An 11,922-nucleotide genomic window follows, 5' to 3' on the forward strand; every position below is an offset into this window, starting at 1 on the left:
AAATGTATATAAGAAGTTTTAAGTAAGGCAAAAGCCTGAAGATCGAAAGGGAGGTAGGACCCTTGTTGGATGTTAATAATTTTGAATATATGAAAATAGGTCTAGCTTCACCAGACAAAATCCGTTCTTGGTCATTTGGTGAAGTCAAAAAGCCAGAAACAATTAACTATCGTACTTTAAAACCGGAAAAAGATGGCTTGTTCTGTGAGCGTATTTTTGGTCCTACAAAAGACTGGGAATGTCACTGTGGTAAATACAAGCGTGTTAGATACAAAGGTGTAGTTTGTGATCGGTGTGGAGTAGAAGTTACTCGTGCAAAAGTTCGTCGTGAGCGAATGGGTCATATCGAATTAGCAGCTCCAGTTTCACATATTTGGTATTTTAAAGGAATCCCAAGCCGTATGGGACTTGTTTTAGATATGTCTCCACGTGCTTTGGAAGAAGTTATTTATTTTGCTTCTTACGTAGTTACAGATTCAGGTGATACTGCTCTTGAGAAAAAACAACTTCTTTCAGAAAAAGAATATAGAGCATACCGTGACAAATACGGCGTGAAATTCCAAGCTTCTATGGGAGCTGAAGCAATCAAAAAACTACTATCTGATATTGATTTAAATAAAGATGTAGAAGCATTAAAGGAAGAATTAAAAACTGCACAAGGTCAAAGAAGAACACGTGCAATCAAAAGACTAGAAGTATTAGAAGCATTCCGTGGTTCTGGTAATGAACCTTCTTGGATGATTCTTGACGTACTTCCAGTAATTCCTCCAGAATTACGTCCTATGGTTCAATTAGATGGTGGACGTTTTGCAACTTCTGACTTAAATGATTTATATCGTCGTGTAATTAACCGTAATAATCGCTTAAAAAGATTATTAGACTTAGGAGCACCAAGTATTATCGTTCAAAACGAGAAACGTATGCTTCAAGAAGCGGTTGACGCACTGATCGATAACGGTCGTCGTGGGCGTCCGGTAACTGGTCCTGGTAACAGACCACTTAAATCACTTTCTCACATGTTAAAAGGTAAACAAGGACGTTTCCGTCAAAACTTACTAGGAAAACGTGTTGACTATTCTGGACGTTCGGTAATCGTTGTTGGTCCGAACTTAAAGATGTATCAGTGTGGTCTGCCTAGAGAAATGGCAATTGAATTGTTTAAGCCTTTCGTAATGAAAGAGTTAGTAGAAAAAGGTATTGCTCATAATATCAAGTCTGCAAAAAGAAAAATTGAAAGACTTCAACCAGAAGTATGGGATGTGCTTGAAGAAGTAATTAAAGAGCATCCAGTATTGCTTAACCGTGCCCCAACTCTACATAGATTGGGAATCCAGGCATTTGAACCAACTTTAGTAGAAGGCCGTGCGATTCGCCTTCATCCACTAGTATGTACAGCATACAATGCTGACTTTGATGGAGACCAAATGGCGGTTCACGTTCCTTTATCTTCTGAGGCACAAGCGGAAGCACGTTTACTTATGCTTGCAGCTCAAAACATCTTGAACCCAAAAGATGGTAAACCGGTTGTTACTCCTTCACAGGATATGGTATTAGGAAACTACTACCTAACATTAGAACGTGAAGGTGCTGTTGGAGAGGGTATGATTTTCAATGATACAAGCGAAGCAATATTGGCTTACCAAAACGGTTATGTACATTTACACACTCGTGTAGCAGTACGTGCTAGCTCTTTAAATAATGAAACATTTACAGAAGAGCAAAATAATCAATTGTTATTAACGACAGTTGGTAAATTAATTTTCAATGAAATTTTACCGAAATCTTTCCCATATATTAACGAACCGACTAAAACAAACTTAGAAGAAAAAACTCCTGAAAGATATTTTGTTGAGCCAGGTGTAGATGTGCCTGCTACTATCAGAGAGTTGCCAATTCTTGAGCCGTTTAAGAAGAAAATTTTGGGGAATATAATCGCTGAAGTATTTAAACGATTCAAGATTACTGAAACTTCTAAGATGTTGGATAGAATGAAAGATCTAGGATTCAAACATTCCACAAAAGCGGGTATTACTGTTGGTGTAGCTGATATCGTTGTATTAGGTGAAAAGCAAGAAATTATCGAAGAAGCGCAAGGTAAAGTTGATAATGTCATGAAACAATTTAGACGTGGGTTAATTACCGAGGAAGAACGTTATGATCGCGTAATTTCTATCTGGAGCTCTGCGAAAGATATAATCCAAGCGAAGCTGATGAAGTCCTTGGATAAACGAAATCCAATCTTTATGATGAGTGACTCAGGTGCCCGTGGTAACGCATCTAACTTTACACAGCTTGCTGGTATGCGTGGTTTGATGGCCAACCCAGCTGGTAGAATCATTGAATTGCCGATTATCTCAAGTTTCCGTGAAGGATTAACAGTATTAGAATACTTTATTTCTACTCACGGTGCTCGTAAAGGTCTTGCCGATACAGCACTGAAAACAGCAGATTCTGGTTACTTAACTCGTCGTCTAGTAGATGTAGCACAAGATGTTATTGTCCGTGATGATGATTGTGGTACAGATAGAGGATTATTGGTTTCTGCTCTTAAAGAGGGGACAGAAATTATTGAATCCCTGGATGAGCGTTTAATTGGACGATATGCAAGAAAGGCCATTAGACATCCAGAAACGAAGGAAGTACTTGTTCCTGAAAATGGACTGATTACAGAAGATTTAGCTGTGGAAATTGTAGAAGCTAATATTGAAGAAGTGTGGATTCGTTCTGCATTTACATGTAATACTCGTCATGGAGTATGTAAAAAATGTTATGGTCGCAACTTAGCAACTGGCCAAGAGGTGGAAGTAGGAGAAGCTGTTGGTATTATTGCAGCACAATCAATCGGGGAACCAGGTACACAGTTAACAATGCGTACATTCCATACAGGTGGGGTTGCTGGAGACGATATTACACAAGGTTTACCTCGTATTCAGGAAATATTTGAAGCTCGTAATCCAAAAGGGCAAGCGGTTATTACTGAAATGGCAGGGATAATTGTTGGTATCAATGAAGGCAGAGACCGTCAACATGAAATTGTTGTTCAAGGTGAATTAGAAACTAGAACATATACTGCTCCTTACACAGCAAGATTGAAAGTTAAGATCGATGATGTTGTAGAACAAGGACAGGAATTAACAGAGGGTTCTATTGATCCGAAAGAATTAATTAAAGTGAAAAACGTTACAGCAGTACAAGAGTATCTACTTCGCGAAGTACAAAAAGTATATCGTATGCAAGGGGTAGAAATTGGGGATAAACACGTAGAAGTAATGGTTCGCCAAATGTTACGTAAAATCAGAGTAGTGGATGCTGGTGAGACGGATGTATTACCAGGTACACTATTAGATATTCACCAATTTACGGATGCAAACGCAAAAGCTTTAAAAGAAGGAAAACTTCCAGCAACAGGAAGACCAGTTTTACTAGGAATTACGAAAGCGTCTCTTGAAACGGATTCATTCCTATCCGCTGCATCATTCCAAGAAACTACAAGAGTTCTTACAGATGCTGCGATTAAAGGAAAACGTGATGAATTACTAGGATTAAAGGAGAATGTAATTATTGGTAAATTGGTTCCGGCTGGAACAGGTATGCCAAGATATCGCTATGCAGAGCCAATTACTGTAGAAGAACAAACAGAAGAGTCGGTTATTGTAGAGTAAATAAATTGATTTATTCCTGAAAAAAGAAAGAATATGGTTATTATGGGGATTCTATCGATTCTATCATTATTAGATGCTCGATAAATCCTCATAAACCATGACTTTTAGGAAAAAAATATAATTACTAGTAAAGTTTTTTAGGAAAATAATTGACATAAAAATTTATAGATGATACTATAACAAAGGTGCTCCTATTCACCTGTTACTTTGGAGGATATAAAAAATGTCTTATGAAAAAGTACTACAGGCAAGTAAAATAGTAGTAGGAACAAAGCAAACAGTAAAAGCGTTAAAAAAAGGAATAGCGACTGAAGTTATTGTTGCAAAAGATGCTGATCCAATGTTAATTAGAAAAGTATCTGAGATAGCCGAAGAAGTTAACATTCCAATTATACTTGTTGAATCCATGAAGAAGCTCGGCGAATCATGTGGAATAGAAGTAGGCGCAGCAACTGTTGCCATAATTAATTAAAACTGTTTTTATGGAATTTGCCATGAAAACTTTGTTTTTGCCCTAATATGAACCACCTGGATGTGTGGGCTTCAAACATAAAAGGAAGGGAGGAAAAAGAAATGCCTACAATTAACCAATTAGTACGCAAGCCTCGTCAATCTGCTGAAGAGAAGTCGAAGTCTCCTGCGTTAAACAAAGGTTATAACAGTTTCAAAAAAGCACAAACAAACGTATCTGCACCTCAAAAACGTGGGGTATGTACTCGTGTTGGTACAATGACACCGAAGAAACCAAACTCTGCATTACGTAAATATGCACGTGTTCGTTTAACAAACGGTATCGAAGTAACAGCATACATTCCTGGTATTGGTCACAACCTACAAGAACATAGTGTTGTACTAATCCGTGGAGGACGTGTAAAAGACTTACCGGGGGTACGTTATCATATCGTACGCGGTGCGCTTGATACTGCTGGTGTTACAAACCGTATGCAAGGTCGTTCTAAATACGGTACTAAAAAACCAAAAGCAGCTAAAAAATAATAAATTAGATTTTATAGCATAATCGAAAGGAGGAAATCAAATGCCACGTAAAGGTCCTGTAGCAAAAAGAGACGTGTTACCAGATCCAATTTACAATTCAAAGCTTGTATCTCGTTTAATCAACAAGATGATGATTGATGGTAAAAGAGGGAAATCTCAAGCTATCCTATATTCAGCATTCGAAATCGTTGCTGAGCGTTCTGGAAAAGAAGCGATTGAAGTATTTGATCAAGCATTAAAGAATATCATGCCAGTTCTTGAAGTAAGAGCACGCCGTGTTGGTGGTTCTAACTATCAAGTTCCAGTGGAGGTTCGTCCTGAAAGACGTACAACTTTAGGTCTTCGCTGGTTAGTTAACTATTCTCGTCTTCGCGGTGAGAAAACAATGGAAGAAAGATTAGCTAACGAAATTCTAGATGCAGCAAACAACACTGGTGCATCTGTGAAGAAACGTGAAGATACACATAAAATGGCTGAAGCGAACAAAGCGTTTGCTCACTATCGTTGGTAAGATTATTATTTACAAAAATACTTTCATTATGAAAGGAGAAAGACCAAATGGCAAGAGAGTTCTCCTTAGAAAACACTCGTAATATTGGTATCATGGCACACATTGATGCTGGTAAAACGACTACAACCGAGCGTGTACTTTATTACACTGGTCGTATCCACAAAATTGGTGAAACTCACGAAGGTGCATCTCAGATGGACTGGATGGAGCAAGAACAAGAACGTGGAATTACCATTACATCAGCAGCTACAACTGCACAATGGAAAGGTAACCGTGTAAACATTATCGATACTCCAGGGCACGTAGACTTCACTGTTGAAGTTGAACGTTCTCTTCGTGTACTTGATGGTGCTGTTGCAGTACTTGATGCTCAATCAGGTGTTGAGCCACAAACAGAAACAGTTTGGCGTCAAGCAACAACTTACGGTGTACCTCGTGTAGTATTCGTAAACAAAATGGATAAAATCGGTGCAGACTTCCTTTATTCATTAAAAACTTTGCATGATCGCTTGCAAGCAAACGCTCATGCAATTCAACTACCAATTGGTGCTGAAGATCAATTCGAAGGTATCATTGACTTAGTTGAAATGAAAGCAACATTCTACGGAAATGATCTTGGAACAGATATTCAAGAACGTGAAATTCCAGAAGAATACAAAGAGTTAGCTGATGAATACCATGAAAAATTGGTTGAAGCAGTAGCAGAACTTGATGAAGATCTAATGGAAAAATACCTTGGTGGTGAAGAAATCACTACTGATGAGTTAAAAGCTGCTATCCGTAAAGGTACAGTTAACGTTGAATTCTATCCAGTAATCTGTGGATCTGCTTTCAAAAACAAAGGTGTTCAAAAAATGCTTGATGCTGTAATTGATTACTTACCATCTCCATTGGACGTACCTTCAATTAAAGGTAATCTTCCTGATACTGATGAAGTAATCGAAAAGCATTCAAGTGATGATGAGCCATTTGCTGCTCTTGCATTCAAAGTAATGACAGATCCATTCGTTGGTAAACTGACATTCTTCCGTGTATATTCTGGTACATTGAGCTCAGGTTCATATGTACAAAACTCTACAAAAGGCAAGCGTGAACGTGTAGGACGTATCCTTCAAATGCATGCAAATAGCCGTCAAGAGATTACAGAAGTACATGCTGGTGATATTGCAGCAGCAGTTGGTTTAAAAGATACTACAACTGGAGATACTCTATGTGATGAAAAGAACTTAGTAATCTTAGAATCCATGGAATTCCCAGAGCCAGTTATCGAATTATCTATTGAACCAAAATCAAAAGCTGACCAAGATAAAATGACAACTGCACTACAAAAATTACAAGAAGAAGATCCGACATTCCGTGCGCATACAAACCAGGAAACTGGTCAAGTTATCATTGCTGGTATGGGTGAACTTCATTTAGATATTCTTGTAGACCGTATGCGTCGTGAATTTAAGGTTGAAGCTAATGTTGGTGCGCCTCAGGTTGCTTACCGTGAAACATTCCGTTCATCTGCATCAGTTGAAGGGAAATTCAGCCGTCAATCTGGTGGTCGTGGACAATATGGTCACGTTTGGATTGAATTCGCTCCAAATGAAGAAGGAAAAGGATTTGAATTTGAAAATGCTATCGTCGGTGGTGTTGTTCCTCGTGAATACATCGCTCCAGTCCAAGCAGGACTAGAAGATGCATTACAAAGAGGAGTACTTGCTGGTTATCCATTGGTAGACATCAAAGCTAAATTATTTGATGGATCATACCATGATGTTGACTCATCTGAAATGGCGTTCAAAATCGCTGCTTCAATGGCATTGAAAAATGCAGCATCTAAATGTAGTCCTGTAATTCTTGAGCCTGTTATGAAAGTAGAAGTTATCATTCCTGAAGAATACATGGGTGATATCATGGGTAATATTACTTCACGTCGTGGACGTGTTGAAGGTATGGAAGCTCGTGGTAACGCACAAGTAGTTCGCGCAATGGTTCCTCTTTCTGAAATGTTTGGTTATGCTACGACATTACGTTCAAGCACGCAAGGTCGTGGAGTATTCTCAATGGTGTTTGACCATTATGAAGAAGTACCGAAATCAATCTCTGAAGAGATCATCAAAAAAAATAAAGGGTAATTGTTGATTTTACCTTTTTAATGAAGTATAACTACTATGTAAGCAGTAAAGCTGTGATGAATAATCACAGCTCTATAAAAATACTTAATTTTTTACAAATCAAAGGAGGATTTTCCTAATGGCAAAAGCTAAATACGATCGTTCTAAGCCCCATGTAAATATCGGAACTATTGGTCACGTTGACCATGGTAAAACTACATTAACAGCTGCTATCACAACTGTACTTGCAAAAGCAGGTGGAGCTGAAGCACGCGGTTATGATCAAATCGACGCTGCTCCAGAAGAGCGTGAGCGTGGAATCACAATCTCAACTGCACACGTTGAGTATGAAACTGAAACTCGTCACTATGCACACGTTGACTGCCCAGGACATGCTGACTATGTTAAAAACATGATCACTGGAGCTGCTCAAATGGATGGCGGAATCTTAGTAGTATCTGCTACTGATGGTCCTATGCCACAAACTCGTGAGCACATCCTTCTTTCTCGTCAAGTTGGTGTACCTCACTTAGTAGTATTCCTAAACAAATGTGATATGGTTGATGATGAAGAATTATTAGAATTAGTAGAAATGGAAGTACGTGACCTATTATCAGAATATGAATTCCCTGGTGATGATATTCCTGTAATTAAAGGTTCTGCTCTTAAAGCTCTTGAAGGAGAAGCTGCTTGGGAAGAAAAAATCACTGAGCTTATGGCTGCAGTTGATGAATATATCCCAACTCCAGCACGTGACACTGACAAGCCATTCATGATGCCAGTTGAGGATGTATTCTCAATCACTGGTCGTGGTACAGTTGCTACTGGTCGTGTTGAGCGTGGACAAGTTAAAGTTGGTGACGTTGTAGACATCATCGGTTTAGCTGAAGAGAAAAAATCAACTACTGTAACTGGTGTTGAAATGTTCCGTAAATTACTTGATTATGCAGAAGCTGGAGATAACATCGGTGCACTTCTTCGTGGGGTTGCTCGTGAAGATATCCAACGTGGTCAAGTATTAGCGAAACCAGGTACAATTACTCCACACGTAAAATTTAAAGCTGAAGTTTACGTATTATCAAAAGAAGAAGGTGGACGTCATACTCCATTCTTCACAAACTACCGTCCTCAGTTCTACTTCCGTACAACTGATGTAACTGGTATTTGTAACTTACCTGAAGGCGTAGAAATGGTTATGCCTGGCGATAATATCGAAATGGATGTTGAATTAATTTCTTCTATCGCTATCGAAGAAGGAACTAAATTCTCTATCCGTGAAGGTGGACGTACAGTAGGCGCTGGTGTAGTTGCTACTATCGTTGAGTAATAACTTTTTTAAAAAAACAAGCTGATTCTTCAGCTTGTTTTTTGTTTACAGTAATCCTAGTAAAAGATTATATGTAAGAATTAAAATTACATAAGAAATAGATAAGTTGGTTAGGTTTAAAGAGCATGGAGATCAGTTATACTAGTTAGAGTTATTTAATATAGAAGAAAAGAGATTTCCAATATCTTTCTATATAAACTACAATCCATATTTGTTAGAATAAAAAAGTCGTATTAATAGATTAGTTCAATCAAATTATCATTAGCTTTTAATTGACTGACTATTATACATTGGGTTGAAAAATCGTGACAGTATATGTATAATAATCTGAGTGTACTAAAACGAAAGAAAAATAATAATTGTTGTTGCTTTTCTAGGCGTTTTTATGTATAATAAACAATGTTGGTCTTTGACTGCGATGATGCGGGAGGTTGCTGACACACCCGGCCGCTTTGCCATGGCGAGTGTGTGGGAAATTCCTGCGGAGAATGTCTATTCTAAAATAGGCGAAAAGGAGGGAAAGTAATGGCAAAACAAAAAATTCGTATTCGTTTAAAAGCGTATGATCATAGAATTTTAGATCAATCAGCTGAGAAAATCGTTGAAACTGCAAAACGTTCTGGTGCTGCTGTATCTGGACCAATTCCGTTACCGACAGAAAAGTCTATTTACACAATCCTACGTGCGGTTCATAAATATAAAGATTCTCGTGAACAGTTTGAAATGCGTACGCATAAACGTCTAATCGACATCGTGAACCCAACTCCACAAACAGTTGATTCACTAATGCGTCTGGATTTACCATCAGGTGTAGATATCGAAATTAAATTATAATTGAAATAAACATTTAAACTATCAGGAGGTGTGACTTAAATGACCAAAGGAATCTTAGGAAGAAAAATAGGTATGACTCAAGTATTCGCTGAAAACGGCAACCTTATCCCTGTAACAGTAGTTGAAGCTGCTGAGAACGTTGTTCTTCAAACGAAAACTGTTGAAGCTGATGGCTACACAGCAGTTCAAATCGGTTTTGAAAACAAACGCGAAAAGTTAGCTAACAAACCTGAACAAGGGCACGTTGCTAAAGCAAGTACTGCTCCTAAGCGCTTCGTTCGTGAATTCAGAGATGTTAGTGTGGAAGAGTATGAGGTTGGTCAAGAAGTCAATGTAAGTATTTTCGCTGAAGGCGATGTAGTAGATGTAACAGGTATCTCTAAAGGGAAAGGTTTCCAAGGTTCAATTAAGCGCCATGGACAATCTCGTGGACCAATGGCCCATGGATCTCGTTATCATCGTCGTCCGGGTTCAATGGGACCTGTAGCACCAAACCGTGTATTTAAAGGGAAAGCATTACCTGGTCGTATGGGCGGAGAACAAATTACTGTTCAAAACTTAGAGATCGTTAAAGTAGATGCAGAACGCAATCTGCTATTAATTAAAGGTAACGTACCTGGAGCTAGAAAAGCTTTATTAAAAATCAAAACTGCTGTTAAAGCATAATTATTAATCTGGAAAGGAGGAAATAAGAATGCCTAAAGTTGCATTATTCAACCAAGACGGTACGCAAGCTGGAGATATCGAATTAAACGAATCAGTATTTGGTATCGAGCCTAACAACCATGTTTTATTTGAAGCAGTTGTTATGCAAAGAGCTTCTTTACGTCAAGGAACTCATAAAACTAAAATTCGTTCTGAGGTTGCTGGTGGTGGACGTAAGCCATGGCGCCAAAAAGGTACAGGACGTGCACGTCAAGGATCTATCAGATCTCCACAATGGCGTGGTGGTGGAACAGTGTTTGGACCGGTTCCACGTAGCTATAGCTACAAATTACCTAAAAAAGTTCGTAGATTAGCAATTAAATCTGCATTATCTGCTAAAGTATTAGAAGAAAATGTTTTAGTATTACAAAACCTTGCTTTTGATGCACCTAAAACAAAAGATTTTAAAGCGGTACTAGGTAATCTTTCTGTTGAAAAGAAAGCATTAATCGTTACAGCTGACCTTGATGAAAACGTAGCATTATCTGCTCGTAACATCCCAGGGGTAACAGTTGTTACTGCTACTGGAATTACTGTTTTAGATGTTTTAAACCATGATAAATTAATCATGACAAAAGCAGCGGTTGAAAAAGTAGAGGAGGTGCTTGCATAATGGATGCACGCGATACGATTAAGCGCCCCGTTATCACTGAACGTTCTACTGATTTAATGGTTGATAAAAAATACACGTTTGAAGTTGATGTAAGAGCTAATAAAACTCAAGTTAAAGATGCTGTTGAAGAAATCTTTGGCGTAAAAGTTGAAAAAGTTAACATCATGAACTACAAAGGTAAGTTCAAGCGTATGGGACGTTTCGTAGGATACACAAATAAACGTCGTAAGGCAATTGTTAAATTAACAGCTGACAGCAAAGAAATCGAATTCTTTGAAGCTTAATAATAATATTTAGAAGAGGAGGGAACACAAATGGCGATTAAAAAATACAAACCTACCTCCAATGGTCGACGTAACATGACGTCATCTGACTTTAGTGAAATCACTACAAGTACTCCAGAGAAGTCATTGCTTGCTCCTTTACACAGAAAAGGCGGCCGTAATAACCAAGGTAAGTTAACTGTTCGTCATCAAGGTGGAGGTCATAAGCGTCAATATCGTGTTATCGATTTTAAACGTGACAAAGATGGCATTCCAGGACGCGTTGCTACAATTGAGTATGATCCAAACAGATCTGCTAACATCGCGTTAATTAATTATGTAGATGGTGAAAAACGCTACATTCTTGCACCGAAAAATTTAGAAGTTGGATTAGAAGTTATGTCAGGACCTGAGGCTGATATCAAACCAGGTAATGCATTACCTCTTGTTAATATCCCAGTGGGTACAGTTATCCACAACATCGAATTAAAACCAGGCAAAGGTGGACAATTAGTTCGCTCTGCTGGAACAAGCGCTCAAGTGCTTGGTAAAGAAGGTAAATACGTACTAGTACGTTTAAATTCTGGTGAAGTTCGTTTAATTCTTGCTACTTGCCGTGCTTCTATCGGTCAAGTTGGTAATGAACAACACGAATTAATCAACATCGGTAAAGCAGGTCGTAATCGTTGGTTAGGTAAACGCCCAACTGTACGTGGATCTGTAATGAACCCTAATGACCATCCACACGGTGGTGGTGAAGGACGTGCACCAATCGGACGTAAATCACCAATGTCTCCTTGGGGTAAACCAACACTTGGTTTCAAAACACGTAGCAAGAAAAATAAATCTGATAAATTTATTGTACGTAGCCGTAAAAAATAACGGGGTTGAACTACGGTTCAATGATAG

General features: G+C 38.4%; 11 protein-coding genes. All 11 read left to right on the forward strand.

Annotation, left to right across the window (positions count from 1 at the left end; all coding sequences use genetic code 11):
• Window positions 1-62 precede the first annotated feature (62 nt).
• Entirely contained in the window at window positions 63-3,662 is a 3,600-nt protein-coding gene (gene rpoC / locus AB3U99_RS00710) for a DNA-directed RNA polymerase subunit beta' (RefSeq protein ID WP_400244841.1), read from the forward strand.
• 223 nt (window positions 3,663-3,885) lie between these two features.
• Window positions 3,886-4,134: a 50S ribosomal protein L7ae-like protein gene (locus AB3U99_RS00715; RefSeq protein ID WP_400244843.1), complete on the forward strand. Its 249-nt coding sequence runs from the start codon at window positions 3,886-3,888 to the stop codon at window positions 4,132-4,134.
• A 101-nt stretch (window positions 4,135-4,235) separates the two neighbouring features.
• Window positions 4,236-4,658 carry a 30S ribosomal protein S12 gene (gene rpsL, locus AB3U99_RS00720; RefSeq protein WP_341191339.1) on the forward strand — a complete coding sequence of 141 codons (423 nt, stop codon included), beginning with the start codon at window positions 4,236-4,238 and terminating at the stop codon, window positions 4,656-4,658.
• Between the two features lie 40 nt (window positions 4,659-4,698).
• Window positions 4,699-5,169, forward strand: a complete 471-nt coding sequence (gene rpsG, locus AB3U99_RS00725; protein ID WP_341191340.1) for a 30S ribosomal protein S7 — start codon at window positions 4,699-4,701, stop codon at window positions 5,167-5,169.
• Between the two features lie 47 nt (window positions 5,170-5,216).
• Window positions 5,217-7,292 carry an elongation factor G gene (gene fusA, locus AB3U99_RS00730; RefSeq protein ID WP_400244846.1) on the forward strand — a complete coding sequence of 692 codons (2,076 nt, stop codon included), beginning with the start codon at window positions 5,217-5,219 and terminating at the stop codon, window positions 7,290-7,292.
• A gap of 118 nt (window positions 7,293-7,410) precedes the next feature.
• The gene (gene tuf / locus AB3U99_RS00735) at window positions 7,411-8,598 is read left to right on the forward strand and encodes an elongation factor Tu (RefSeq protein ID WP_400244848.1); all 1,188 of its coding nucleotides are present in this window, start codon (window positions 7,411-7,413) and stop codon (window positions 8,596-8,598) included.
• Window positions 8,599-9,123: 525 nt separating this feature from the next.
• A complete protein-coding gene (gene rpsJ, locus AB3U99_RS00740) occupies window positions 9,124-9,432 on the forward strand; it encodes a 30S ribosomal protein S10 (RefSeq protein ID WP_009336571.1) in 309 nt (102 codons plus the stop codon).
• A 39-nt stretch (window positions 9,433-9,471) separates the two neighbouring features.
• Entirely contained in the window at window positions 9,472-10,098 is a 627-nt protein-coding gene (gene rplC / locus AB3U99_RS00745) for a 50S ribosomal protein L3 (protein ID WP_400244851.1), read from the forward strand.
• A gap of 28 nt (window positions 10,099-10,126) precedes the next feature.
• Window positions 10,127-10,750, forward strand: coding sequence for a 50S ribosomal protein L4 (gene rplD, locus AB3U99_RS00750; protein ID WP_400244853.1), 624 nt, complete (start codon window positions 10,127-10,129; stop codon window positions 10,748-10,750).
• Window positions 10,750-11,034 (forward strand): 50S ribosomal protein L23, encoded by a 285-nt coding sequence (gene rplW / locus AB3U99_RS00755; protein WP_341191345.1) that lies wholly within the window; start codon window positions 10,750-10,752, stop codon window positions 11,032-11,034. The genes rplD and rplW overlap by 1 nt, the downstream gene beginning before the upstream one ends.
• Window positions 11,035-11,064: 30 nt before the next feature.
• Window positions 11,065-11,895, forward strand: coding sequence for a 50S ribosomal protein L2 (gene rplB / locus AB3U99_RS00760; RefSeq protein ID WP_400244854.1), 831 nt, complete (start codon window positions 11,065-11,067; stop codon window positions 11,893-11,895).
• Window positions 11,896-11,922 lie beyond the last annotated feature (27 nt).

The sequence above is a fragment of the Niallia tiangongensis genome, from assembly GCF_044704065.1.
GTDB classification, from domain to species: Bacteria; Bacillota; Bacilli; order Bacillales; family Cytobacillaceae; genus Niallia; species Niallia tiangongensis.

Bases quoted from the DNA above. Each gene is read 5' to 3' on its own strand.
- AB3U99_RS00715 (WP_400244843.1), top strand. From the start codon at position 3,886: ATGTCTTATGAAAAAGTACTACAGGCAAGTAAAATAGTAGTAGGAACA.
- rpsL (WP_341191339.1), top strand. From the start codon at position 4,236: ATGCCTACAATTAACCAATTAGTACGCAAGCCTCGTCAATCTGCTGAA.
- rpsG (WP_341191340.1), top strand. From the start codon at position 4,699: ATGCCACGTAAAGGTCCTGTAGCAAAAAGAGACGTGTTACCAGATCCA.
- fusA (WP_400244846.1), top strand. From the start codon at position 5,217: ATGGCAAGAGAGTTCTCCTTAGAAAACACTCGTAATATTGGTATCATG.
- tuf (WP_400244848.1), top strand. From the start codon at position 7,411: ATGGCAAAAGCTAAATACGATCGTTCTAAGCCCCATGTAAATATCGGA.
- rpsJ (WP_009336571.1), top strand. From the start codon at position 9,124: ATGGCAAAACAAAAAATTCGTATTCGTTTAAAAGCGTATGATCATAGA.
- rplC (WP_400244851.1), top strand. From the start codon at position 9,472: ATGACCAAAGGAATCTTAGGAAGAAAAATAGGTATGACTCAAGTATTC.
- rplD (WP_400244853.1), top strand. From the start codon at position 10,127: ATGCCTAAAGTTGCATTATTCAACCAAGACGGTACGCAAGCTGGAGAT.
- rplW (WP_341191345.1), top strand. From the start codon at position 10,750: ATGGATGCACGCGATACGATTAAGCGCCCCGTTATCACTGAACGTTCT.
- rplB (WP_400244854.1), top strand. From the start codon at position 11,065: ATGGCGATTAAAAAATACAAACCTACCTCCAATGGTCGACGTAACATG.